Source organism: Paenibacillus sp. 32352, assembly GCF_002042965.1.
In the GTDB taxonomy this organism is placed as follows: Bacteria; Bacillota; Bacilli; order Paenibacillales; family NBRC-103111; genus Paenibacillus_S; species Paenibacillus_S vulneris.
Genome location: NZ_MZNT01000014.1, coordinates 181,771 through 207,686, shown reverse-complemented (window position 1 = coordinate 207,686; position 25,916 = coordinate 181,771). Strand labels below are relative to the sequence as shown.

Below are 25,916 nucleotides of genomic sequence, written 5' to 3'. Positions count from 1 at the left end.
GATGGTACGTAACGGCAAACAGTATGTAGAGTCTTTGAAGGATAACCGCTGCATTTATATTAACGGAGAAAAAGTGAATGATGTCACGACGCATCCGGCTTTCGCGGGGATTACCGGTTCGTTCGCCAAGCTGTACGATCTGGCCGCAGATCCGAAGAACGATATGACCTATACGACCGAAGACGGAACAGTCGCCAATAAGGTGTTTATGATTCCGCGCAGCCGGGAGGATCTGGCCGTTCGCCGTCGTGCTATCACGCAATGGGCGGAAGCAACCTGCGGCTTTGCAGGACGCAGCCCGGATCACGTGGCAGGGTTTTTGGCCGGCTTTGCCAGCTACCCCGAGGTGTTCGGCGAGTATAAGCAAAACGTACTGGACTTTTACAAATATGCCCGTGATGAAGACTTGTTTGTTACGTATGTCATCATTCCTCCCCAAGTGGACCGCAGCAAGGCAGCTCATGAGCAGGAGGAGAAGTACTTGCCGGTAGGTGTTCTGGAAGAGCGTGAGGACGGAATCGTCGTACGCGGCTCCCAAATGCTCGGGACCAGCTCGGCGGTGTCCAACTACCTGTTCGTCAGCTGCATCACGCCGCTCAGACCGGGCGATGAAGACTACGCGATCTCCTTCGTCGTACCTATGAATGCACCGGGCCTGAAGCTGTACCCTCGTCCAAGCTACGCTATGGGCAAGGAAAGCGTCTATGACTATCCGTTATCCACCCAATTCGACGAAAGCGACTCTTTGATGGTGTTCGACGATGTGTTCATTCCTTGGAAGCATGTCTTCGTATACAAGAACATTGAAGCGACAAGAGATCAATTCCACAAAACACCGGCTCACGTGCTGGGGAACAACCAGGCGCAAATCCGGTTGTGTACTAAGGTGAAGTTCCTGATCGGCATTGCCCGCAAAATTACCCAAATGGGCGGAACGGACAAATTCCCGCAGGTGCAAGAACGTTTGGGCGAGCTGGCTTCTTTGGCGGCCACAGTGGAAGGGATGCTGCTGGCCAGCGAATATGAATGTATCATCGACGTCAACGGAGCGGCTCGTCCGCACCACCGCTACTTGTACGGCATTGTAGGGATGCAGGACAAAATCTACGCGAATGTCATCAGCATCCTCCGGGAGCTAGTAGGCGGGGGCGTACTGCAAATGCCATCCTCCTATCACGAGATGGTCAATCCTGAGACGAGAGACGATATTCGTCAATACATCCGTGCCACCGGCGTCGACTCCGAAGCAAGAATTCAATTGTACCGGTTGGCCTGGGACGTGATTGGCTCCGAGTTCGCCGGGCGTCATCAGCAGTATGAGATGTTCTATAACGGAGCGCCTTTCGTCGTAAGAGGCCACGCATTCCGCAATTACGGCTATCAGGAGCCGTTAGCTTTGGTCGATCAATTCCTGAGCAGCTATTCCTTGCCGAAGACGGTGACGCAAGAGGTATAAAGCCGGCTTGATCATACCGGCGAGTTATAAGTAAGGTGGGAGCCATATTTCGATATTCGTTATTCCCAAAGGGAGGAACTCATACCATGTCCAAAGTCATAACAGAGCTTTCAGCAGAAATGATAGAGCAATTACAGGGTCAAACGATCGTTCTTCTGAACGTCGTGAACAAAGAAACCGGAGATATATATTCCACCGCCCTATCCTGGGTCTATGCAACCGATTCTGGAACGATCCGCTTCGCCATCGATGCGAAATCGGATTTTGTACGCATCGTCCAGGAGGATCCGAGAGTACTGCTGAACTTTGTCAGCAAGGAGACGGTTTACTCGGTGAAGGGAGCGGCTTCCGTGAAGGTAGCCCGCACGGAGGAGCTGACGCTTAAGATGGCGCTTATCGAGGTTCAGGTTCAAGAAATTCGCGACATCATCTTCTACGGCGGCAAAATCGTCGCCCAGCCGGCTTTCGTCAAAACCTACAATGCAGATTTGATCAAAAAGCTGGATGACGAGATGAAGCAGGCTCTGACAAGCCTTTGAGTCTACCAGAATCCAGTCATTCAGAAGGAGGGGTTTCCGACCTATGAAGGTTGCATCGATACAGCTAGAAATAAAAGCGCATGAAAGCAAGGCACAGCGGGTGGAGAGAGCGTCGGTCATGGTCGATAAGGCCGCCCAGGATGCGGATTTGATTCTGCTTCCGGAAATTTGGGCGACGGGCTACTTTTCCTTCGATAAATATGTGGAAGAAGCGGAGACGATTGACGGCCCATTGGTCCGGTTGTTCTCCGAGAAAGCCCGGCAGCACGGCGTGTACTTGTTCGCCGGCAGCTTCGTGGAGCTGAAGGACGGCAAGTATTACAATACGAGCATTTTATTCGACCGCCAGGGCAAGCTGATAGGCACCTATGCCAAAACCCATCTGTTCCGTTACGGCTCCCAGGAAGGCGAGCTGCTGACGGCGGGGGAAGGGGCCAAGGTGTTCGATACCGAATTCGGCAAGGTCGGATTGACGACCTGCTACGATCTAAGGTTCCCGGAGCTGTACCGGCAGCAGGTTGATCTCGGAGCAGAGCTGCTGCTTGTCACGTCGGCTTGGCCGCATCAGCGGCTGGAGCATTGGAAGCTGTTTAACGCGGCCCGTGCTTTGGAGAATCAATGCTTCCTTATTTCATGCAACTGTGTGGGCACTACTCGCAATGTATTGTTAGGAGGTCACAGCTCTATTGTCGATCCATGGGGAGTTACGGTTGCATCCGGAGGCGAGCATGAGACGATTGTCAAAGCGGAAATCGATCCGTCCGAGGTTCAACGGATTCGGGATGTATTTCCCAGCTTGAAGCATCGCGTACTATAGACACCATACGGAAAGGACGTAATCGACTATGGAATTTATATGCAATGGAGAGACTATCCAATGGGCGCCCGAGCGGCTTGTCATCGCCGGATATACGGGAAAGGACCAGGATGCCGTCAAGAAACATATCGATGAACTGAAAGAATTGGGAGTGCCTGCCCCTCCGCAGGTCCCTATGCTGTATGATCTTTCCCCAGAGCTCCTGCAAACGGCCGAAGAGATTACGGTGGTAGGGAACGACGGCAGCGGCGAGGCGGAGGTTGTACTGCTGGATGTAGGAGGACGCTGGTATGTAGGACTCGGCAGCGACCATACGGATAGGGTGCTTGAAGCGATCTCGATACAGAAATCGAAGCAGGTATGTGCGAAGCCGATGACCCGGGAAGTATGGACGCTGGAATCCATTCTCCATCGCTGGGATGACATCGAGATGAACAGCTGGGTGCTGGTCGATGGGGAAGAGAAGCTGTATCAGTCCGGCAAGCTGGGTGAGTTCATGCATCCGAACGATCTGATGCGCCTGGTGAAGGATCGGGGTTACGCTGGCTCCAATATGGCGCTGTACTGCGGAACGCTGCCGCTTCACGGTGGCTTTGTCTTTGGAGGTACCTTCCGGGCGGAGCTCGTGGATAGACAGGAAGGACGCAGGCTGGAGCTTCGATATAGCACTCATATTTTGAAAAATGCCGAGGAGGAATAACACAATGGCTAAACCGGAATTGGAATTTACAGACTACCGTCAATTTGAAGAGGTACCGTTCAGCAAAGTAGAGGGCTTGACTGAAAGAGTCATCGCCAAAGACCCGGAATCGGGGGTAGCTACCCGCATTCTGATCTTCGCTCCCGGAGTGGACACGACGCCTAACGGAGTACAGATCCACGACTTCTGGGAAGAGCTGTACATTATTGAAGGCTCGCTGATCGATTTGACGCTGAATCAGGAATTTACGGCGGGGATGGTTGCTTGCCGCCCTCCGGGCATGAAGCATGGCCCATGGGTTTCTCCGACCGGCTGTAAAACGTTTGAAGTTCGTTACTATTCCAAATAATCCAAAAAGGCGAAATAAAGACTGAACTTTAAGGGGTGGAGTTTATGAAGCATTTGAAAAAAGGTATGGGTTTGCTGTTGTCGTCGTTATTTATGGTATCCGCATTGGCAGGCTGTGGTAACGCCAATGGAGGCGCGGACGGGAAGACTGCTGGAGGAACGGCATCAGGAGATAAGAAAATCGTCTTAAAAATGGCCAACATTACAAAGGCGGACAGCCAGCTGAGCTTAACGCTCAAAAATATCGGCGATGAGCTGAAGGCCAAAACCAACGGCCGTATTTCGCCCCAATATTTCCCCGGCGGCGAGCTTGGCAATGAAACGGATATGATGCAGCAGCTCAATACCGGCAGCATTCAAATGGCCGTCATTACGACGGCGCAGCTAAGTAACTCCTCCCCTGCGTTCGGTGCCTGGCTCATGCCGTATTTGGTCGATACGCACGAACAAGCCTATAAGCTGTGGACCAGCGATGAGTCGATGAAGCTGTTCGATACGCTGAAGAATGAAAATGTCGTTGGTTTGGGCTATGCTTCCTCCGGTTTCCGTTACATTCTTGGAACGAAGCCGGTGCAAAGCGTGAAGGATTTGGAGGGCTACAAGCTGCGTACCACGCCGAGCCCGACGATTCTCGATTATTGGAACGGCCTGAAGGCAGGTCCAACGCCAATGCCTCTGACTGATGTGTATACGTCCCTGCAAACCGGTGTCATCAAAGGGGTGGACATTGATTCCGAGTCGTTGGCGTCGGAGAAATTGACGGAAATCGCCAAATATTTGAACGCTGACAAGCACATGTACTGGGCCGGAGGTATTCTGATCAATAAAGATTTGTGGAACAGCCTGTCTCCGGAAGACCAGAAGCTGATTAAAGACACGGTACTCGAGAAAACGAAGCAAAACAGTGTAGATATTCAGAAGAACGAAGACAAGCTGTTAAGCGAAGCGAAAACGAAAATGGGCTTGACGCTGAACGAGGTTAAGCGCGAGGAGTATGATCCGGTCGTCAAATCGGTTAGAGAAACGTGGAGCAAGAAATCGCCTGAAATTGCAAAATTCCTGGAAAAGGCAGACAAAATCAAACAAGAGAAGTAGGTGCTTGGCATGAGCGACAGACCTTCAGGAAGCAGCCCCCTCTCGTTAATCACCCTCGCGCTGGATAAGTTCTTGGTATGGGTTAGTATTGCGGTTGGAGCTGTATTGGCCATCAATATGATCGTAGCTGTGTTTTTCCGATATGTGCTGAGTTCGCCCATTTTTTGGGCGGACGAACTTTCCTTGTATTTATTTTGCTGGGCTACTTTTCTGGGAGCCTCTCTTGCCGTCAAGCGGTCGGATATGGCTGCGGTGACGTTCCTGCTCAACCGTCTTCCCGAACGGGGGCGAATTCTTGGATCGCTGGTTATCCAGCTCAGCATTCTATTCTTTGCCGTCGTGATGGGATATTACTCCACGGTTTGGATTATGAGCCCCAGTGTGATGAACCTGCTATCACCGGCATTGTCTATGAAAATGTGGAAGCTGTACCTCATCGTACCGATCTCTATGCTCTGCATGGCAATATTTACGGTCGAGCATATGGTTCACCTGCTTCAAGCCTTCTTTAGTGGTAAAAAGGGAGGTGCTGCACAATGAGCTCCGCGGCAGGTTTTGTCATTTTGCTCTTCATCGGCGTACCCGTAGCCTTCGTGCTTGGGATCACGACCCTGATTTACGTTTTTTCCACCGGTAATATCGCTTCGCTGCAGTCCTTGCCCTCAAAGCTGTTCAACGGCCTGCAAAATTTCGGCTTTGTGGCGATTCCGATGTTCGTCCTGCTAGGTGAAATCATGAACCGCGGAGGCATTACAAACCGCTTGATTCACTTTGCCACCGTAATCTTCGGCCATCTTCGCGGAGGGCTTGCCTACGTTAACGTCGTAGCCAATATGTTCTTGGCGGCTATCGTCGGCTCCTCCAATGTGCAAACCGCCATTATGAGTAAAGTCATCGTTCCGGAGATGGAGAAGCAGGGCTACAACAAGGAATTCAGTACGGCGCTTACCGCAAGTGCCTCCATTATGGGGCCATTGATTCCTCCGAGCATGCCGTTCATTATATATGGGGTAACTTCTGGCGTATCCATCGGGAGCCTGTTCTTCGCTGGGATTATTCCCGGCATCCTGTTCGCCCTTGGCTTTGGCATCATTATTTATGTCACCTTCAGAAAAACAAGCAGCAATAAGCTGGAGAGAAGCTCGACCAAAGAAATCGTACAGAGCTTGTTTAGTGTTGTTCCGGCGCTTCTCATTCCCGTTCTGATCATGGTCGGGATTACGACAGGGATTTTTACGGCTACAGAGTCTGCGGCGGTGGCAGTCTTCGTTGCCATCCTGGTCGGTGCATTTCTGTATAAGGAATTGAAGCTTAAGGATGTTCCGGGAATTCTTGTCCGTACGATTATTACGACGTCGTCCGTATCGTTCTTGCTTGCGACAACGAATATTTTCGGATGGGTCCTGCATCTTCAAGGCATTCCGCATATGATTGCGGAGGTGTTCCTGAATCTTGCCGGCAATACGTTCATGTTCCTTATTCTGCTTAACATTCTGCTCATTGTTATCGGCACGTTCCTCGAAGGAGTGGCAGGCATCATCTTCCTGACGCCGATTCTGCTTCCGATTGCAGCGCAATTCGGGGTCGATCCGATCCACTTGGGAGCCATTATCGTCATCAACCTGACCATCGGCTTGATGCATCCGCCTTTCGGCACCGTATTGTTTATCGCATCGGCAACGACCGGGGTTAGCGTAGAACGGCTAACGGTCCGGCTGATTCCTTTCCTGATCGTCATGTTCGCTATTTTGCTGCTCATTACTTATGTTCCGTGGACGACTACGTTCATTCCAAGCGTGTTTGCCCCTAAGTAAAAAGGAAGTTGTTCGTAGGAAGAGAGGCTTAAGCGGTAAAGGCATCCGCAAATCTGATGATCAAGTCTATCATTCACTTATGTAAGAAGAGGCGGGAGAGCGGGCGATTTGCCTGCCTTCCCGTCTCGATCGTCTCCCTGGCGATGATTAGCCGCCTGCACGAACACGGATAACACCCAGCTCGTTAGCGTTGATAGCGAATGCATTGCCTCCCTGATTCACACTAGCGTTAGCCGATTGTTTGGCTTTGAACTTGACCCTGCTTTTATCGACTTGAACGTTATTGATGTTTTTTTGCTTTTTTCTGCCCATCGCAGCCACCTCCCCTGTTTACCTTTGCTATGAATCTAGCAGGGGAGTCGGCGAATGCAGACGGAGGGAAAGTCTATTTTTGTTTCCGATCTGCTTTTTTCAGTCTGATTATGAAAGGGGAAGCTTTACTTTCATGAAGAAAGCAGGTAAGATCGAATTATATCTTCATATGCGGAATTTTAGGAGGAGCCTGTCACCCAAGGGCTCTTTTTGTATTTTTTTATCCATTCACGCAAATTTTGGCGAAAAACAATCCAAAATAAAGAGGAGGAAGTATGGAGCATCAAGCGATTTTGGCCATTGCCATCTTTTTAATCATTTATGCACTGATTATTTCTGAAAAAATTCATCGCACCATCCTCGCTATTCTAGGCGCCGTTCTGATGATCGTCCTGGGTATCGTGAATCAAGAGACGGCCATACATCATATCGATTTCAACACGATCGGCTTGCTCGTAGGCATGATGATTATCGTAGGGATAACGGCGGAGACCGGACTCTTCAAATATGTTGCCCTGAAGGCGGCCAAGCTGGCCAAAGGAAAGCCGACCCGAATTTTGATAGCCCTGGTAGCTCTGACAGCCGGGGGCTCCGCATTTCTGGATAATGTGACGACCGTCCTGCTCATGGTTCCGGTCACTTTAAGCATCACAAGGCAGCTCAGAATCAACCCGATCCCGTTTTTGTTCACACAAATTATTGCATCAAATGTGGGGGGGACGGCCACTCTAATCGGCGACCCGCCGAACATCATGATCGGCAGCGCAGTCAAGGAACTGACGTTTATGGAATTTATCTATAACCTGACGCCGATTGCCGTTATTATTATGCTGGTGTACACACCTATATTTCTCTTGATGTTCCGCAAGCAGATACAATCGACTCCCGAGCTCCAGCAGAGCATTATGGAAATGGATGAAAACTCGATGATCACCGACAGCAGATTGCTGAGGAAGTGTCTGATTGTCCTTGGAGTTACGATCCTTGGCTTCTTCCTTCACCAAACGCTTCACATGGAATCGGCGACGGTTGCGCTGGCAGGTGCTTTTCTTCTCCTGCTCCTGACGGGAGAACGGATGCTGGAAAAAGCGTTTCACAGCGTGGAATGGGTAACGTTATTTTTCTTCGTGGGGTTGTTCGTTCTCGTCGCGGGCCTGGTAGAAACCGGAGTTATCGCTTTGCTGGCTAAGAAGGCGGTTGAGATTACCGGGGGGGACCTGTTTGCCTCGTCGATGCTCATTCTGTGGCTGAGCGCAATAGCCTCTGCCTTTCTGGATAATATCCCATTCGTAGCTACGATGATTCCTATGATTCAGGAGATGGGGACGATGGGTGTCGATAACCTCGAGCCGTTATGGTGGAGTCTCGCTTTGGGCGCTTGCCTGGGCGGCAATGGAACGCTGATCGGGGCCAGCGCGAATCTGGTCGTCGCCGGGTTGGCCAGCAAGGAAGGGTATCCTATTACCTTCATGAAATATTTGAAATACGGATTTCCTTTAATGATATTATCCATCGTCTTATCCAGCGCGTACATTTACTTGAGGTACCTACTATGAACGAGGGCAGGTGAGGAAGGATGAAGCTGACTTACACCTATGATGAGCAAAATATCGAGCTTAGTGAAACGGCCAATGGGCAAGATGTGGAATTCCGAATTCGAGTCATCGGAGGCGGATCGATAGAGGAGCAGCTGAAGGCGGTCCAGAACGAGTTTGAGCATAATGAAGTATTGACCGACGTGTTTTTCTACGCATTCAAGAATCAAGCGTATCAGTTTATTGTCAGACATGATTTTTATACCGACTTTATTTTATCCTTGATGAAGCATCGAATCCTCCAAAGGGTGGAGTGGAAGTAAGGGAAGCCATTTGTGGCAGGAGACCGTCCGGAAGTACCGGGCGGTCTTTTGCTGTGCAGATTTATCATTCGGCGTCCCGACAAAGCTTTCGAAACGTTCCGTTCCGCTCAATCAGCTCATCCCAGGTGCCGGTTTCCGCCAAGGCGCCGCCTTGAAGGACAATAATTTGGTCCGACAGCTTGGCGACCGATAGGCGATGCGTGATAAAAATAACCGTGGAGTCTTTGAGGGCTGCGGTTAAACGGCTCAGAAGCCGCTGTTCCGTTCCCAAATCCAATGCGGAGGTAGATTCATCGAGAATCAGAATGGCCGGTTTTCGCAGCAGGGCACGGGCAATACCGATTCGCTGACGCTCTCCTCCGGATAAGGAGAAGCCCTGCTCGCCTACCCGGGTGTTCAGGCCATCCGGCAGAACGGCCAGCCAATCGCCCAGCTCGGCGAGCTCGACGGCTTCCTGGACTTGATCGGGAGAAGCGTTCTCGCAGCCGTACACGATGTTATCCAGAATCGTGCCGCTTCGGAGCGAGGCGTCTTGGGTTACGCAGAGCAGATGCCGGAGCAGCCAATCCTTGTCCAGCTCGTCCGTCAGGACGCCCCCGATACGCAGCGTTCCTGCGGCAGGCTCGGCAAGGCCGAGCAGCAGATCGGCTAAAGTCGATTTGCCGGACCCGCGATGTCCCGCAATGGAAACCACCGAGCCGGAAGGAATATGGAGGCTGATGCCCCGCAAGACAGGGCGCTCTCCGTAGGAATAAGAAAGCTGCTCGGCCCGAATAGAGAAATCACTGACAGGCGCAGCGCAGGTATTTGCTTGTTCCGGGAGGGAGAAGGCTATTTCGGCAACCCGTTCCGCAGCTGAAGCTGCTTTTTTGCCAATGACATAAGTGTCCAGCAAAGTGATGGCAAACGGGCGTATCCAATTGTACACAGCAATGAAAGCAACGAGAGAACCAAGCGTAATTTCACCTTGAATGACGGCTCTTCCACCCCCGTAGTACATGACCACAAGGAAGAGGGAGGAAAGGAACATGTTGAACAGCTGCGCCAGATGCTCGTAGAGCATGGTGCGGTTCGTATGACTCCATTCCTCCTGTAAGCAGGAGGCGACGGTACCGAGCGCCTTGGCCTCAATTCCGGCCGACTTGATGAAATGTGCGCCGGTGATGATTTCTCTCATAGATTCAGTTAAGCGGGAGGTTTGCTTTGCTGCATCGGCGGTTTTCTGTTTGATATGCTGCCCGATCCGGGTTACCAGCACCGCATGGCCGATCCAGAGGATGAGGATGATAAGAGCCAGTTTCCAGTAAAGGTACAGCATGACGGCGGCCCCGGCCGATATGCTGGCCGTTAATAAGCACATCCATAGGAAGCTGCCTGAGACAAAGTTGGTTATGCTCTGCGTATCATCCAGGCTACGGGTAATAAGATCGCCATGCGACTGCCGGCGAAGCCAGGACAGCGGCTGATGCTGAAGGCCGTTGAACAAATCGGCGCGCCCCAGACCGGCCAGGCGCAGCAGCGCTTTGTCGGCGAACACCTCAAGCACGATCATGGCGCTGCCAACGATAGGTACCAGAGCAATGCCCATGCTGACCCACAGCAGCAGATTCCAGTCCATTTGGGGGAGCAATTGCTCCAGCACATACTTGGTCATGACCGGAGGGACGAGAAATAAAAGGCTTCGGACGACGACGTTACCTAGATTAAGGGCCAGCATCCACCGGTGAGAGTAGAGCTGCCGTCGAAGATAGGTCCGAATCGCTCTGCGTTTGTTGTCGGTTAGTAGGACTTGCATATCAGACATAGGAAAGGTCACCTCGTTCCTTGGCGGCATCCTGCGCTTCCTGCAATTCCTCCTGCCGCTGCTCGCTGTACCATAGCCGGGCATATACGCCGTCCTGATCTGTGAGCAGCTCGTTATGAGTGCCCGCCTGCACGAGCCGGCCCTGATCGATGACAAAGATACGATCCGCCAGCTGCGCTCCCCTCAGGCGATGAGTTACGCTGATGCGTGTGATACCCCGCATATGCCGTTCCATCGCTTGCAGCACCATGGCTTCGCTCGTCTGGTCGAGGGAAGAGGTGGCCTCATCAAGCAGCAGCAGGTCGGACTTCTTCAGCAAAATGCGGATCAAGCCGACCAGCTGCCGCTGTCCGCCGGATAGCGGGAAGCTGCCATCTCCGACGACAGTGTTGTAGCCGTCGGGCAGCATCGCCGCGATATCTTCGGCGTTCAGCGCTTGCATCCATGTCTCGACCTCTGCTTGATCCGCCTGCCTGAGCAGTGTCAGGTTGTTCAGCAGCGTGTCGCGGAACAGGATCGGCTCCTGCGTCATATAACCGGTCCGCCTCCTAAGCTGCGTCGCATCGAGCTCGTTCAGCGGGATGTCACCGAACCGTATCTCTCCCTCGGTCGGCTCCTGAAGCCTGGTGAGCAGCTTGAGCAGCGTGCTCTTGCCGGCTCCGCTCGGCCCGACAATAGCGATATGCTCGCCCGGCTGGATCGTGAAGGAAACGCCGCTCAGGCTTGCGCCTCGATCCGTCCGTACCGTTACATTATGAAAGGAGATCGGCAACCCCCGGTAATCCGGTAGCTGACGGAGCCCGTTCCTCTTCCCTGGCTCGACAGGGAGCTCCACATATTCCAGCAGCCCCTGCACACGGAGACGGATATCTGCGAAGACGACGAACAAGCCGAAGAACGTCCGTACCGGGGCATTGAGGGCCGGGATAAACGCAATGACGGTCATCAGCTGACCGAAGGTTACCGTCCCCATCATGACCTGCCAGCCGACGAACATGAAGACGAGCGCAGGAGCCAGCGCATCGGGGACTCGTTGGAGGCCCTTGTAGGTCGCATTGACGATCCCTTCTTGGTGGGATAGCTCGGCCCAGCGCTGCTGTTCTGAATGAAACTGGCGGTATTCGTGCTTCTCGGTTCCGAATATTTTGATTTGCTTGATGGACTCTAATCGTTCCAGCAGGCTTTGCCGCAGGACGGCGTTGTGCACCATAAACTGCTTTCGGGACCGGGTCCGCCGCTTAGCGAAGAAGTAGACCGGCAGGAACAATACGATATAACAGAGGATGATCATGACGGTGATAGGCCAGTAGATGTTTGAAATGATGATCGCAGCGGTGCAGGCAAGCAGCCATTCCTGAACGAACCCGGGCAAGGTAAACAGCCCGAATTTCTGAATTGTTCGGATGTCCTGGATGCATCTCTGCAGCATTTCGCCCCTGGGAGTCCGGGTGAAGAAATCGGCCGACGTATTCAAGATAGCGGCTAAAGCATCATGGATCCATTCGTAGGTCAGCCTGATCATAACCTTGGTCGAAACATACTTCCGTAGTACCGAGAGCAGCTCGGTTAGCAGCAGGGAGGCGAGCAGGAGAGCTGTCAGCCTTAGAAGCCCCGGGCTCTGCTGCTTCGTGAGCTCATCAATGACCTGTCCTATATAGACGGGAGTCAGTGCGCTGCATATCGCAACCGCTAGCGTCAGAAGCGATACGAGCAGGAGAGCTCCCTTGGCACGGAGCAGCTGCTTGGTAAAAAAAGTAATCCATTCCGGAAAACGAGCTATAATTAGTATCCACTCCCATTTATTTGAAATGACATTATCTTATCAGGGCTTCTTCAGAAGGGGCAAACTTTAAAAACAAGTGTTCGTACAAAAAGGGAAATGGAGCTCATCAATAGGGATGGCGGATGCGGGGATTTTCAGAAAATGAAAGCTCTTATTTTCTCCTGTTCGCTTATTTTTTCTAGAAATGCGAACAAAAGCATGCTAAAAAGCCCCCAAATGCAGGCTTGCAGGCCGCAATGGAGGCTTAAATTTTTATGGAGCGAAGCCACTTATTAATAGCTCAGCTTCACAGTACGTATTGCATCGATGTAGTCTACTTTGGCACCCAATACTTCGGCGAGGAGCCGGACGGGTACCATCGTATTTTCGCCGATCAGACGGGCTGGCGTGTCCGTTTGCTTCAGCTGCCCATTCACTTCATAGGCGTTTTGGGTTGTATACAGCGTCACTTTCATATTGCCCTTCGTATAGACGGCCGCCCGCTTGGAGTTATCCCAATCCACATCGGCCCCTAGTGCGGCCGCAAGGTCGCGGATGTACAAATAGGAGAAGCCGTCGACAATGGCAGGCTGTCTTTTCATAGGGAAGCTGATGCCGTCAACGGAGTAGCTGCTGTCGTCCAGCCCGAAGCTGGCCGTACGTAAGAACGGAGCCACGGTAACGGCGGCAGTCTTATACTTGCCGGAGTCTTGGTGCAGCTTGGTTTTACCGATTCCGGCCACCGGTTCGGTGGTAAAATCCCATTCCTTGCTGTCATTCACCGTGCTGCCGTCACTTTTGGTGACTTGAACGCTCAGCTTCACGCGATACGTTTGGTTGGCCTGCAGCGGCTTGCTGGGCAAGAGGATGAAGGCGTTCGTCAGCTTGTCGTCGTTATCCGGCGTGTTGATGAGCATATCCACCTTTTGCTTAGCGTTGTCGGTCAGTTCGGCGCTGACAAGCTTCACCTTGTCGGTCCCTGTTCCGTAATATTGGGCCATGATGGGATAGCCGACCGGATAATTGGCGCTTGAATGAATACGGAGCGGGTCGGGGTCCTCGTTGCCGTTAAAGGTGGTAGGAACATAGCGGTCTCCCGGTACGGGAGATACGACGAGCTGGTTCGTTACCGTAGATGCATAACCGAACTCAATGATCGTATAGTCGCCGACCCTGCCGACACCGATCTCGCTAACGTTAGGATCAAGATACGGATTTCTGTGATACGGCGCATCGAATAACAAATCCATTGCTTCGTTGGTGCTTCCGGATACATAAGCGGCATCTTCTCCGACCTTGGACGTGTAACCGTAGTAAGCGGCGCGTTCCAGCGGAGTCGCTCCGATGAATTGCTTTTTGCCCGCCTCCTGCAGATGAAGGCTCTCCTGGCTGCTGTTCGTTTGCTTAACCTCGTTAACATTCAAGTAGCTCGCATGCGCGGTGGCGCTGGCATTCAGCCGTTCATTCAGTTTGACCGGAGGAAGCCCGTACAGCGTACGGTAATCATTAAGGGCATTAAATGCTGCCAGCTGCTCCGGGCCTGCGGCCGCGAATTGGCTTTGGGCATTCTGGGCAACCGTGAACGTCCAGGATTCCTCCAGAGGCTGATAGCCCTTGAAGGTTACGGACATGCGGACCGTATAGCTGCCGGGTGTCAAATCCTTGTCCGGGGTATACGTGAAGGCTCCTTGCTCCCTGTTGTAGGATGCGGGAACACTCGTGCCGTTCAAGAACATGGAATAAGCGATCGGCATCAAGTCCGTGTCCGTCTTTAAATAAAAGGTCAGCGTGGGGCGGGTAACCCCGACCGTATTTTGTGGAGCTCCTTGATAGCCGTATTTGAACGCAAACGCGCGGTCTGCGGGCAGTGCCAGACTGCTGAATAAGATAAGAAAGGCCAGAGCCGTCAGCATCATATACTTGCCTAGTCTTTGTGTTGTTAAAACCAATGGAATGCCTCCTTTTCTTGCTGATCTGTTGAAATCCAACTTCCGCTGTTCTAACATTTCGGCAGCTATCCGCCAAACCCTTTAATAAAATGTTTCCAGCTGGCTTGTCCCTATAGTTTCAGCTCATAAGTATAAACGAGGCAGAGGCGAATAAGTTACGGTATGTATGAAGAAAATGCGTTGTCTGCATAGGGAGCGCCATAGGCTTCGCTTTCAGGATTTGGTCCGCGTGAAGCCAAGCCTGGCACATCCGGAAACCCTTGCTGCTGCGGGATGTAGCAAATTTCGCATATCCCCGGAAAGAAACGGCTTATGTACAATCGCCCGGGTTGTTGCTTAAACTTGTTTATTATTTATAGGGTTAAACCAGGGGGAGCGACAAGCGTTGGACGTACAGAAGCAGATGATTTATTACAATCCCCTCGCTGCGGAGAAAGATGTAAGCGGTTTTTGTTTGGAGGGAGAGGCATCCGTAACGTTTCCGAACGGGGCCATGCGCATGGAGAATAAGCTGGACCCCGAGGAGGGACAGGCTTCCAATTTTGTATTTTGGTGTCCGGAGACGTTTCCTGTGGACATTGCCGTTGCCTGGGATTTTCGGCCGATAAGGGAGCCGGGGCTTTGTATGCTGTTCTTTGCCGCAACCGGCCGTCAAGGAGAGGATTTGTTTGCTCCTCATCTGGCCAAGCGGACGGGGCCGTATGAGCATTATCACAGCGGGGATATCAACGCTCTGCATGTGTCGTACTTCCGCCGCAGGTATCCGGAGGAGCGGGCGTTCCACACGTGCAACCTGCGCAAAAGCCGCGGGGCTCATCTCGTCTGCCAGGGAGCGGATCCGATACCGGATGTGGAGGATGCGCAGGGCGTCTACCGGATGGAGCTGATCAAGCAGGGAGCGGACATCGCTTTCTCGGTCAACGGATTGACCGTCCTCCGATGGACGGATGACGGCCGCACTTACGGCCCGCGGCTGGGCGGAGGGAAGATCGGCTTCCGGCAGATGGCGCCGCTGGTAGGGGAATATGCGAATTTGACCGTTTATGCGTTGAAATAAAACGTCTATAAGGGGCCGTATGGGCCGATACCAAGGATGGAAGGGAGTAGGATGACAGTGATATACAGCTTTGAGGATGGTGTTCCCGGGAGCTTCATACCGGACGGACAGTCACGGCTTGCAATCAGCAATCGGCGGTATAAGGACGGAGCCCATAGCCTGCAATGGGATTATTCGGGCCAAGCGGTGCTGAAGATCAGGGGGGCTATCGGGTATAGGCCGTTTCAGGAGGGCTCCAGGAGCCAGGCGAGAGCCTCCTTCGCGGTATGGATTTATAATCCCCGCCCGATACAGGATAAGCTGACCTTCCAGTTTGGCCGCAAGGATGGAGAGCAGGTGGATTGCGAGTTTGATTTTCGGCTTAATTTTCTGGGGTGGCGCACAGCCTGGGTAGCATACGAGCGGGATATGCAGGGAACGCCTCATCCCGAGATGGATTGTCTCATTATCAAAGGGCCGAAATCGGCCGGGGTAGGCACCTTGTACATGGATCAAATGCTGCTGTGTACCCCTATTGATCCCCGGTTTCATACGCGGGATGTTCAGGTCCCGTTCGTCAATCTTCGTGCGGACACGGCGGCGAACGCTCATTGGCTCGGCTTGTATGCCTTCAAACAGCTGGAGCGGAGACTTCCCGTCCCGGAGGAGATAACGCCTGCACAGCTCGACAGCCATCGGAGGATGGAGGACCGGTTCGAGGCATACTTCCTGAAGAAAAGGCCCGTGACGGCGGAGGATATGCAGCGAATCGAAGGCAAATTCGCATCCTATGATATTTCATTTTCCGCTGACGGTATCTCGGGACGGCCGGTGGAGCTTCCCTTCTTCGATCATTTTCCGGAGCCTGAGAAGGACCGTTTAAAGAGGCTTGCAAACAGCGTGCAGCTGCAGGAATACACGAGGCTCATGATGGATATCGCAGTCTGCTACCGTTCTGCAGATCATGGGGAGTGGAAGCAACGGCTAAAAGAGATGTTCATGGATTTGACCGACTATCTGGAGGACCAGGGCTGGGCATATGGGAGCTCACAGGGAACGGTGCATCACTTCGGCTATAATTTCCGCTATTTTTACCCGGCCGTTTTTTTAATGAGGCGCGTTTTACGTAAGGAGGAGCGTCTTGACCGGACTCAGCGCACGATGTATTGGTTCAGCGGAGCGGGACGCATTCATACGCCGCTCGAAGAAGTGGAGGGCAATGTCGATATCTTCAATACGACCTTGCACGGAATGCTCGCCAGCTTGCTGATCATGGACGATACGCCGTACAAGGTTCGCGAGCTGACGGCGTTCAAGCTGTGGCTGAGCCAGTCACTTCTTCCGGCAAGAGGCTTGCGCGCGGCTTACAAGATCGACGGGTCAGCCTATCATCACGTCAATCATTATCCCGCTTACGCCGTCGGAGGGTTTCTGGGTGTGACGCCGGTTATGTACTTTACCAGCGGTACGGAATACCGGGTGACGCCGGAGGCGCACGAGACGGTTCGCAAAGCGCTGCTGGCGATGAGACTCTATTCGAACAAATACGAATGGCTGATCAGCTTGTCGGCGCGACATCCTACCGGCAAATGGGCCCTCGAGCTCGAGCCGTTCGAATATATGGCGTTAGCCGGCACGCCGGACGGAACGAAGGAAATCGATGAGGAGGTGGCCGCCGCCTATTTGCGGCTGCTGAAGCCCGGTCAACCGACGGTGACAGGGGAGCGTCTGAAGGCTATGGGCCTGACGCCGGAGCCGGATCCGAACGGCCATTGGACGATGAACTATGCGGCGCTCTCGATTCATCGCAGAGGCTCGTGGCTGGCGGGAGTCCGCGGGCACAGCCGGTACCTGTGGGCTAACGAGACTTATGTCAGCGCCAATTTGTACGGAAGATACATTTCGCACGGGCATTTGCAAATTATGAGTCATGGGGACCCTATTAATCATGAGGACAGCGGCTATCACCATGACGGCTGGGACTGGAACCGCTGGCCGGGAACGACGACGATTTACAAGCCTATCGCCGAGCTGCGTTCCGATGTACGCAACGTGGATACGTTCAGCGGGTTCGAGGAGATGCTGATTTCCGATGAAACCTACGCCGGCGGCTTGCATCTGGAAGGGCGCAACGGGATGTTCGCGATGAAGCTGCATGAGCATCCCAAGTATGAGGGGTCGCATCGGGCAAGGAAGTCCTTTTTCTTCTTCGATAACCGGATTATCTGCCTCGGGAGCGATATCGAGAACGAGAATGATGTGCATCCTACCGGGACTACACTGTTTCAAAACCATCTGGCCGATCCTAACGAAGCCCTATGGCTGAATGCGGATGAGGCTGTCGACAGGTTCCCTTATGGCAGGGAATTGGAATTAGACAACCCAGCATGGATGTTAGATAATAAGGGCAACGGATACTACCTTCCGGCAGGTCAAACCTTGGGTGTGTCGAAGTCGCTTCAGCATTCAAAGCACCAGGCGACGGATGCCGATACGGAGGGCCGGTTTGCGGCTGCGTGGCTTCATCATGGAACGGCTCCCAAAGGCGCCGGCTATGAATGCGCGATGCTCGTGCAGACGGATCGCGAGGGGATCAAGCGGTTTTACGACGCCATGCTTGTACCGGATCAGGCGGCCTATACCGTGCTCCGCAAGGACCGTTCAGTGCATGCAGTGTATGACCGTGAGAGCCGGACGACGGCCTATGCCTGGTTCGAGGCGGATGAAAGCGCAAACATAGGTCCTGTATCCGCCGTGGATACCCCTTGCATGGTGATGGCTCGGGAGGACGGCGACCGATTGATTGTCAGCGCAGTAGATCCGGATCTCCGGTTATACGAGGGTACGGAGCCCGATCAATATGACGAGAACGGCAGGCAGGTGGAGGTCAGCTTGTATTCCCGTGCATGGGTTCATGCCGAGAGCAGGCCGCATACGCTGCGCATAACGCTCAAAGGGAGCTGGACCGGGCAGGGAGAGGGCAGCCGCATTCGCGTCGTCGAAGGCGGTACCGATTGCACTATTGTAGAGCTGACGTGCCAGGATGCGATGCCTCTGCAGCTGACGCTTACGAGGCTCCATCGTTAAATGCACGGTGAACAAGAAGCGGGAGAGGAAGCCTGCCGGGCGGCCGGGAGAGCGGACCGTCAGCTTCACCGGGCTTACATCGAGAACCATACGGAGGGGATGATGGGATGAAATCAGCGATTAACCGGCTGCCGGTCTTTTATCGGTACCTTTTGTCCTACTTAGTATTGCTCCTGCTTCCGTTGCTTTTTTTGGGGACGACCGGGTATCTGCGTTTGGCCGATATTGTAGGCAATGAAGTGGAGAGGAATAATCAGGCGCTGCTCGATAAGCTGCAGGACGAAGTGGATCAGAAGCTGATCCAGATGAACAAAATAGCCGGGCAAATTACCCAGACGCCGGAGCTCTCACCTTATGTTCTTACTCATGATACGCTCAGCATGTATGAAGGCAAAAAAGTGTTGGAAAGCAAGGTCGTGGACGATAGCATCCGCGAAATTCTGCTTAACATTCGAGGGACGGATTACCTGTACTCCTCGCTGAGCGTCTATAAAGTGAAAGACTTCGTGACGGATTTTTATCATTATTCCGATTGGAACGGTAAGCAATTCTCGGAGGATTTGAACAGCCTGTCCGCGCCGCTGCTGCGGCCTGCCGAGGATGTGAAGATTGAGGGGCTTCCGTTCCAGCGGTTCATTACGTATCTCGTCCCGATACCGATCAACAGCCAGCGACCCTACGGAACCGTCATGTTCACGCTGAAGGAGGACATGCTGCTGAAGGGGCTGAATCCGGAGCTGACGCTGCCGCAGGGTAATGCTGTCGTATTCGACTCCAAGGGGCAGGTGCTGTCCGCATACAAGCAGGAGGACTATTTGAAGGATCCTGCCTTCTACAAGCAGCTGACGGAGGAAAGAGGAAGCTCGCAGCTCGATATTATGAATAAACCGTATGCCGTTACGTATCAAAAATCAGCCAAGAGCGGACTGCTCTACGTCACGATGCAGCCTCAATCCTCCGTCATGGCCCCGGTCAACCGGGTTATTGTCGAATGGATCAACAGTCTGCTGATCATCTTTCTTGCCGGATCTCTGCTGGTCTATCTCGTCATGCTGTTTAACTACAAGCCGGTCAAGCGGCTGGCTTCGCTGGTGGAGACGGTTCGCGGACAGTCGATTCGCAGAGCGAATGAATTTGAAGCGATCGGCAGCGTCATTCATGATATGGTCAATTCGAACCGTCTGCTGGGCCGCAAGCTGGAGGAGAACCGGTACGCCGTCAAGGAGCATCTATTAGGGAGCCTCTTGAAAGGCGAGATGAAGACGCTGGAGGACATGAATGAGCGGGGCAAGGAAGTGGGCATCGTCTTTCCGAATCCGCTTGCCGCGGTGATGATCCTGGAGTATCCGTCCTCCTTGGTCCCTTATAAGGACAGACTGATTCAGGAGGTGGACCAGAAGCTCGGAGGCCGCTACATCGGCTATTCCAAGGACAGCCTCGAGGACAAGCGGGCGATGTTCATCCTGTCTGTCGAAGGCCCGCCGGAGGAGTGGAAGGCATGGCTTTTGCAGCTGCATGAGCATTTAAGCACGGTGTTCGAGGCTCCCATTACTATGGGGGTCGGAAACGTATACGCCGAGCTGACCCAGGTCGGCCGGTCTTATCTGGAGGCTTCGACCGCCATCGATTACAAGCTGATCCGGGGCAGCCAGAGAGCCTTGTTCTTCGATGAAATGATGGCTCATCATTATGAGGATGTCTTTAATCCGAGACGGGTGCTTGATGATCTGGATATCGTGCTGCAGCACGGCAGTCCGGACCGGATCTCGGAGGAGGTTCAGCAGATCGCCGTCCGCATGAAGCAAAGCGGGCTGACGCTGTTCATCGCCAGAGAGCTCTGCTACGATATGATCCGCAAATTCATAGCGGTGGTTGAGAAGAAGCAGCCGGGGAGCTCCAACGGAAGCTTTCCCGATGTTATGGCATTGACCGATTTCACCACGCTGGATGAAATAGCCGATTTGTTCACTACCGCCTGCGCTACGCTGTGCGAGTCGCTCAAGGAGCATAAGCCGGCGTCCCCGACGGCACTCATTGATCAAATAACGCAGTATATTCAGAATCATTACAATGAGCCGGACTTTTCCGTGCAAAAGATTGCGGACCATTTCTCGCTGTCCTTGTCCTATTTAAGCCGTTATTTTAAAGAGCAGACAGGTCGTACCGTGATGGACTATTTGAATGAAATCCGCATCGATCAGGCGAAGCTGCTTCTCCGTACGGACGATCGTTCCGTTAAAGAAATTGTACTGCAGGTCGGGTATTACGACGTGTCCAGCTTTATACGCAAGTTCAAGCAATCCGTCGGAGTCACTCCCGGAGAATACCGCAAGCAGCAGCGCGCTTGATCAGCCCCATGATATTGAACAGCCCTGACGTAAGTCGAAGCAGCCGTACAACCGGACTTCGCCTGCGGCGGGGCTTCTTTGTTGTAAACGCATGCAAAATCGGCATATGTGCAGGTACATTTTGACCTATTGGCCCCTGAAATCCTCATCAGATCAAGTTTCGCATAGTGCGTGGGCAGATCTCGCTTATATACAGAGAGGATCGGGCCGGGGTTTAATAAACCTATAAAAGCGATTACATGCATGGCAAAGACAACATGGAGGTGAACGATCAGGATGGCGCAACAAACCGATACAGTGCAGCCGGGTATAGTAAAAGGACAGAGCCGGTCCAAGTCCCAAGCAGCCAAAAAACTCCGCAGCATCATAATCAACTATGATTTATACCTGCTGCTGCTGCCGACACTTGCATACTTTATTATTTTTCATTACGTACCGATGTACGGATTGCAGATAGCGTTCCAGAACTTCAATCCCATCAAAGGCTACAGCGGAAGTCCATGGGTAGGCTTCGATAACTTCACCCGATTTTTCGAATCGTATCAATTCGGCACCATTATCAAAAATACGATCGGGATCAGCGTATACGAGCTGCTGGTTGCCTTTCCGGCACCGATTATACTGGCGCTGATGATCAATCAGCTGACCAGCGAACGTTTTAAGAAAGTCGTGCAAACGGTTACTTATGCGCCTCATTTTATTTCGACGGTGGTTGTCGTAGGAATTGTCTCCTTGCTGCTTTCTCCGAAAACAGGAGCGGTCAATACGTTTCTGGGCCTGTTCGGAATTAAGCCGATCTTCTTTATGGGGGAAGCGGCCTGGTTCAAATCGGTCTTCGTCTTTTCCGGCGTGTGGCAAAGCGTAGGCTGGGGAACCATCATCTACCTGGCCGCACTGACGGCGGTCAACCCGGACTTGCACGAGGCGGCGGTGGTGGATGGAGCAACCAAGCTGCAGCGCGTGCTTCACATCGACGTTCCGTCCATCATGCCTACCGTTATTATTATGCTGATCATGAATATGGGGCATATGATGAGCGTCGGGTTCGAAAAGGTATATTTGATGCAAAACTCGTTGAATGTCGACGCTTCCGAGACGATTCAGACTTATGTGTACAAGGCGGGTCTGGTGCAGGCTCAGTACAGCTACGCCTCGGCGATCGGGCTATTTAATACCGTGATTAACTTTATTCTATTAATTACAGTCAACAAAATCGCGAAATCGCTTAAACAGACGAGCCTATGGTAAAGGGGTGACAGGATGAAGCTTCCAAAAACAAAAGGCGATGTCGCATTCGACTTGGTCAATTATTCGTTAATAACCATTTTACTGATTCTGGTCATTTATCCGCTCTATTTCGTCGTCATGGCCTCGGTCACCGACCCGGATCTGATTTACTCGGGCAAGCTGCTGTTTTTCCCCGATCACTTGACCTGGGACGGCTATAAAAAGGTGCTGACCGAACCGTCCATCTGGCTCGGGTTTCGCAATTCGCTGCTGTATACTGTATTAGGGACGTCGATTAATGTCGTATTGACGATTTCGGCCGGCTATGCGCTCTCCAGAACCGATCTGGTCGGGAGAAACGTGTTCATGTTCCTGCTTGTCTTTACGATGTTCTTCGGCGGCGGCTTGATCCCGACCTACTTGTTGATCAAAGATCTGGGGATGCTGAACACGGTATGGGCGATGGTCATTCCGAACGCCGTATCCGTCTTCAATGTGATCATTACACGGACATTCTTCCAATCGAACATTCCGGGTGAGGTACTGGAATCCGCCATGATCGACGGCTGTACGAATATGAAATTTTTCTTGAAAATAGCAATTCCCTTAGCGCTTCCGATTTGTGCCGTCATGGTGCTGTTCTATGCGGTAGGACATTGGAACTCGTATTTTCAGGCGCTCATCTATTTGAAGAGCAATGCGATGCAGCCGCTTCAGGTGATACTAAGAAACATCCTGATCATGAACGAAGGCTCCGATTTGCAAAACCTGCAGGACGGCTCGCAGGAGCAGCAGAAGCGGTTGGAGCTTATGAAATACGCGATCATTATCGTATCCAGCTTGCCGGTGCTTATCCTGTATCCGTTCCTTCAACGGTTTTTCGTAAAAGGGGCATTGGTAGGTTCATTAAAAGGGTAAACCGCGGGCAACCGCTGCTGAATATAACCATGGGAAGAACATGAGGGGGACGATGTCGATGAACAAGAACAAATGGCCGATTGCTGCAACCGCCTTAACGCTTTCGCTTGCACTGGGGTTGACGGGCTGCGGAGGAGACAAGAGCGGCGCCGCGGGCGGAGATGAGAAGAAGACCGGCGAGCTGCCGGGCAACATTAATGCAACCGATTTCCCGATCGCCAAGGAGAAGCTGACCCTGAACTTCGCGGGCTTCAAGCCGCCTTCAGGCAAAGACTTGAACGATTACAAGCTGTTCCAGGATATCGAGGCCAAGACGAACATTCACATCAACTGGAACTTGACCCCGGGCAGCAGCTGGGCGGATAAGAAGAACCTGCTGTTCGCCGGCGGCGAGCTGCCTGACGCTTTTTACGGACATGGCATCCTGAGCGAGGACACCGATATCGTCAAGTACGGATCGCAAGGCATTCTTATCCCGCTGGAAGGGCTGATCGACAAATACGCCCCGAATATCAAAAAGCTGCTGGATGAAAATCCTGCTTACAAAAAGCAGCTGACGGCGCCGGACGGCCATATTTATTCACTGCCGACGATTAACGAGACGTATCCGAGAACGAAGTCGACGATGTTCATTAATAAGAAGTGGCTGGACGAATTGAAGCTGCCGATGCCGACAACGATCGATGAGCTGTACACGACCTTGAAGGCGTTTAAGGAGAACGATCTGGGCGGCAATAACAAGAAGGACCAAATTCCGCTTTCCTTTGTACAGAACAACGGCAGCAACACGGATATCAACGCCCTCTTCGGAGCGTTCGGCGTGATTGACCGCGATATCCATAAGGTCGGTCATAACCACTTGTACGTGGAGAACAATAAGGTGATGTATACGGCGGTGCAGCTGCAGTATAAGGAAGCGATCCAATTTGTTAACAAGCTGTTCGCCGAGGGCTTGGCGGATCAGGAGAGCTTCACCCAGGATGCCAAGGTGTTCAATGCCAAGACAAGCAAAGGCATCGTAGGCGTCGCCATGGACTGGAATCCAAGCAACCAGGATTACGTATCGGTTCCTCCGCTGAAAGGACCGAACGGACAAAAGGCCGCGTGGGCTGATTACCCTGCCGGTATCCTGCTCAGAGGCTCCTTCTCGATTACCAACGTGAATAAAAACCCGGAAGCGACGATCCGCTGGATCGACTACTCGTTTGATCCGAAAATTTCGCTGCAATTCAGCAGCGGCGTCATAGGCGGAGACAGCCTGAAGGAGCGTCCGGACGGCAAATACGAAGAGATTACGCTTCCTGCCGGCGCCAATGAGGATGAGTTCAAGAAGGTTCCGCCTACCGCATACTCGGTGTGGGCTTTGACGAATAAAGTGAACGAAATGAAAGTCGTCACCCCTAGCGGCAAACGCAGTAAAGTCGACGTGGATAACGTGTATGCTCCGTCCCTTGTGAACAACGGCTTCCCGAAAACGTACTTTACCGCGGAGGAAAGCGACCAAATCTCACGGTACTTAACGGATATCGACGGCTATGTCGGCAAAATGAGCGCGAAGTGGATGATGTCCGGCGGCATCGATAAAGAGTGGGACGATTACGTGAAAAAGCTTAACGACATGGGACTCGATAAAATGATGAAAATATATCAAGGCGTCTACGATCGCTATAACAGCTCCAAATAAGCGACGGCTTGTAGGCTGTCCTAAGCAAGAAAAAGCTGTCTTTCCGCTTGTGCGGGAGGCAGCTTTTTGTGTCATTCAACGAAAGAGGAAGCAAGCTGATGCGGATTAGAGCTTTCCCTATAGAATAGACCTGCGTCCAGCCGAGAGAGCATTCCGCCATGGGAAGCCGAATAGAACAATCAGGCTGTAGGCCCACAATAGCCATGCGGCAAGAACCGGTATGCGTTCCTCGGGAATGGCGGGGAACACCTGTCCAGGAAGGAGCAGGCTCGCTATATCGAGCAGCATGCCCGGAAGCGCGATGCAGCAGGAGCAGAGGAGGCGGTCTGAGGCCGGAACGTTTCTCCATCGGTACACCAGAGCGGTACACAGGTAAATGAGCGGGACCGCCGCAGCAAAAAGAACCCAGGACATCCACGTACCCAGCAGCAGATGCCCTAAGTAGCGAAACAGAAGCGTGGCGCCGAGCCACAGCACAATACCCCATAGGACATAATTACGGAACATGCAGATCCCCCCCAGTCTTATTCGGTCTGATTTCGTTCCTGCAGAGCGAGCAGAAGCCGTCCCAGCTCCGTGTACACGCGGTCTGCGGGAAAGTCCTTAGATAATAAAGCCTGAACTGCCAGCCCGTCGATCAGCGCATTGAGCAGGATCCCCCACCCGTCCAAGGAGATGCCCGGTATCGGCGACTGGTGCCATCGGGCGGACAGCAGCTCCGTAAGGTGGGCATTTTCCTGTCCGATCAGCTGGCTTAGCTGTTCGCGGATCGAATCGTTTTGCAGCCCGGCAGCAAGGGAAGAGAAGAACAGCTGATGGTAAAAGGAATCGTAGCTGCAACGCTCCTTCGCGGCTTCGAGCAACTCGGCCGGCGTGGTGGCCGGACTTGTGCCGGCCGTTTCCTTCATCGACTTCCACGACGCCTCGCACATATGCTTGACGACCTCGACGAAGAGCTGCTCCTTCGTTTTGAAATGATAAAAGACGGTCCCTTGGGTTACGTTGGCGTTATCGGCCACCGCCTTCAAGGTGGTTTTATCAAAGCCTTTCTCTACGATGCAGCGCTGAGCGGATTGCACAAGCTCTTTCTTAGATACGACATTCGGTTTGGCCATCTAGGTTAGAGCCTCCTTTATTAGTAAGTTATCCAGACAACTAACTT

At 52.7% G+C, this 25,916-nt stretch carries 22 protein-coding genes; 16 read left to right on the top strand and 6 right to left on the bottom strand.

Annotated elements, in window-relative coordinates:
• Position 1: 1 nt before the first annotated feature.
• The 8 genes from B1728_RS28120 (at position 2) to B1728_RS28085 (ending at position 6,769) form a co-directional block, all read left to right on the top strand.
• Positions 2-1,456, top strand: coding sequence for a 4-hydroxyphenylacetate 3-hydroxylase family protein (locus B1728_RS28120; protein WP_079913746.1), 1,455 nt, complete (start codon positions 2-4; stop codon positions 1,454-1,456).
• Between the two features lie 86 nt (positions 1,457-1,542).
• Positions 1,543-1,995: a PNPOx family protein gene (locus tag B1728_RS28115; protein ID WP_079913745.1), complete on the top strand. Its 453-nt coding sequence runs from the start codon at positions 1,543-1,545 to the stop codon at positions 1,993-1,995.
• A 43-nt stretch (positions 1,996-2,038) separates the two neighbouring features.
• Positions 2,039-2,812 (top strand): carbon-nitrogen family hydrolase, encoded by a 774-nt coding sequence (locus tag B1728_RS28110; protein ID WP_079913744.1) that lies wholly within the window; start codon positions 2,039-2,041, stop codon positions 2,810-2,812.
• Between the two features lie 28 nt (positions 2,813-2,840).
• A complete protein-coding gene (locus B1728_RS28105; RefSeq protein ID WP_079913743.1) occupies positions 2,841-3,512 on the top strand; it encodes a DUF2848 family protein in 672 nt (223 codons plus the stop codon).
• Between the two features lie 4 nt (positions 3,513-3,516).
• Positions 3,517-3,861: a cupin domain-containing protein gene (locus B1728_RS28100; RefSeq protein WP_079913742.1), complete on the top strand. Its 345-nt coding sequence runs from the start codon at positions 3,517-3,519 to the stop codon at positions 3,859-3,861.
• Between the two features lie 44 nt (positions 3,862-3,905).
• A complete protein-coding gene (locus B1728_RS28095; protein WP_079913741.1) occupies positions 3,906-4,955 on the top strand; it encodes a TRAP transporter substrate-binding protein in 1,050 nt (349 codons plus the stop codon).
• A 9-nt stretch (positions 4,956-4,964) separates the two neighbouring features.
• Positions 4,965-5,495, top strand: a complete 531-nt coding sequence (locus B1728_RS28090) for a TRAP transporter small permease (RefSeq protein WP_144028032.1) — start codon at positions 4,965-4,967, stop codon at positions 5,493-5,495.
• Positions 5,492-6,769, top strand: a complete 1,278-nt coding sequence (locus tag B1728_RS28085; RefSeq protein WP_079913739.1) for a TRAP transporter large permease — start codon at positions 5,492-5,494, stop codon at positions 6,767-6,769. Before B1728_RS28090 ends, B1728_RS28085 begins: the two co-directional genes overlap by 4 nt.
• Positions 6,770-6,916: 147 nt before the next feature.
• Here B1728_RS28085 and B1728_RS36445 read toward each other — a convergent pair whose 3' ends face one another.
• Positions 6,917-7,081 (bottom strand): hypothetical protein, encoded by a 165-nt coding sequence (locus tag B1728_RS36445; protein WP_179136241.1) that lies wholly within the window; start codon positions 7,079-7,081, stop codon positions 6,917-6,919.
• Between the two features lie 275 nt (positions 7,082-7,356).
• On the opposite strand from B1728_RS36445, the gene B1728_RS28080 reads away from it, so the two are divergent.
• Positions 7,357-8,637 (top strand): ArsB/NhaD family transporter, encoded by a 1,281-nt coding sequence (locus B1728_RS28080; protein WP_079913738.1) that lies wholly within the window; start codon positions 7,357-7,359, stop codon positions 8,635-8,637.
• Positions 8,638-8,657: 20 nt separating this feature from the next.
• Complete coding sequence (locus tag B1728_RS28075; protein WP_079913737.1) at positions 8,658-8,939, top strand: hypothetical protein; 282 nt, start codon at positions 8,658-8,660, stop codon at positions 8,937-8,939.
• Between the two features lie 64 nt (positions 8,940-9,003).
• On the opposite strand, the gene B1728_RS28070 is transcribed toward B1728_RS28075, so the two are convergent.
• From B1728_RS28070 to B1728_RS28060, 3 genes are all read right to left on the bottom strand, one after another.
• Positions 9,004-10,743 (bottom strand): ABC transporter ATP-binding protein, encoded by a 1,740-nt coding sequence (locus tag B1728_RS28070; RefSeq protein ID WP_179136240.1) that lies wholly within the window; start codon positions 10,741-10,743, stop codon positions 9,004-9,006.
• Entirely contained in the window at positions 10,736-12,457 is a 1,722-nt protein-coding gene (locus B1728_RS28065) for an ABC transporter ATP-binding protein (protein ID WP_256865547.1), read from the bottom strand. The genes B1728_RS28070 and B1728_RS28065 overlap by 8 nt, the downstream gene beginning before the upstream one ends.
• 341 nt (positions 12,458-12,798) lie before the next feature.
• The gene (locus tag B1728_RS28060) at positions 12,799-14,454 is read right to left on the bottom strand and encodes a stalk domain-containing protein (protein WP_179136239.1); all 1,656 of its coding nucleotides are present in this window, start codon (positions 14,452-14,454) and stop codon (positions 12,799-12,801) included.
• Between the two features lie 403 nt (positions 14,455-14,857).
• On the opposite strand from B1728_RS28060, the gene B1728_RS28055 reads away from it, so the two are divergent.
• The 6 genes from B1728_RS28055 (at position 14,858) to B1728_RS28030 (ending at position 24,754) form a co-directional block, all read left to right on the top strand.
• A complete protein-coding gene (locus B1728_RS28055; protein ID WP_079913787.1) occupies positions 14,858-15,511 on the top strand; it encodes a YesU family protein in 654 nt (217 codons plus the stop codon).
• A 51-nt stretch (positions 15,512-15,562) separates the two neighbouring features.
• Positions 15,563-18,577: a chondroitinase family polysaccharide lyase gene (locus tag B1728_RS28050; RefSeq protein ID WP_179136238.1), complete on the top strand. Its 3,015-nt coding sequence runs from the start codon at positions 15,563-15,565 to the stop codon at positions 18,575-18,577.
• Positions 18,578-18,684: 107 nt separating this feature from the next.
• Positions 18,685-20,925 (top strand): helix-turn-helix domain-containing protein, encoded by a 2,241-nt coding sequence (locus B1728_RS28045; protein ID WP_079913732.1) that lies wholly within the window; start codon positions 18,685-18,687, stop codon positions 20,923-20,925.
• A 276-nt stretch (positions 20,926-21,201) separates the two neighbouring features.
• Positions 21,202-22,173 carry an ABC transporter permease gene (locus B1728_RS28040; protein WP_079913731.1) on the top strand — a complete coding sequence of 324 codons (972 nt, stop codon included), beginning with the start codon at positions 21,202-21,204 and terminating at the stop codon, positions 22,171-22,173.
• A gap of 12 nt (positions 22,174-22,185) precedes the next feature.
• A complete protein-coding gene (locus tag B1728_RS28035) occupies positions 22,186-23,070 on the top strand; it encodes a carbohydrate ABC transporter permease (RefSeq protein WP_079913730.1) in 885 nt (294 codons plus the stop codon).
• 58 nt (positions 23,071-23,128) lie between these two features.
• Entirely contained in the window at positions 23,129-24,754 is a 1,626-nt protein-coding gene (locus tag B1728_RS28030; RefSeq protein WP_179136237.1) for a type 2 periplasmic-binding domain-containing protein, read from the top strand.
• A 117-nt stretch (positions 24,755-24,871) separates the two neighbouring features.
• Here B1728_RS28030 and B1728_RS28025 read toward each other — a convergent pair whose 3' ends face one another.
• The gene (locus B1728_RS28025; RefSeq protein ID WP_179136236.1) at positions 24,872-25,261 is read right to left on the bottom strand and encodes a DUF5367 family protein; all 390 of its coding nucleotides are present in this window, start codon (positions 25,259-25,261) and stop codon (positions 24,872-24,874) included.
• A 17-nt stretch (positions 25,262-25,278) separates the two neighbouring features.
• Positions 25,279-25,869, bottom strand: a complete 591-nt coding sequence (locus tag B1728_RS28020) for a TetR/AcrR family transcriptional regulator (RefSeq protein ID WP_079913728.1) — start codon at positions 25,867-25,869, stop codon at positions 25,279-25,281.
• Positions 25,870-25,916: the final 47 nt, after the last annotated feature.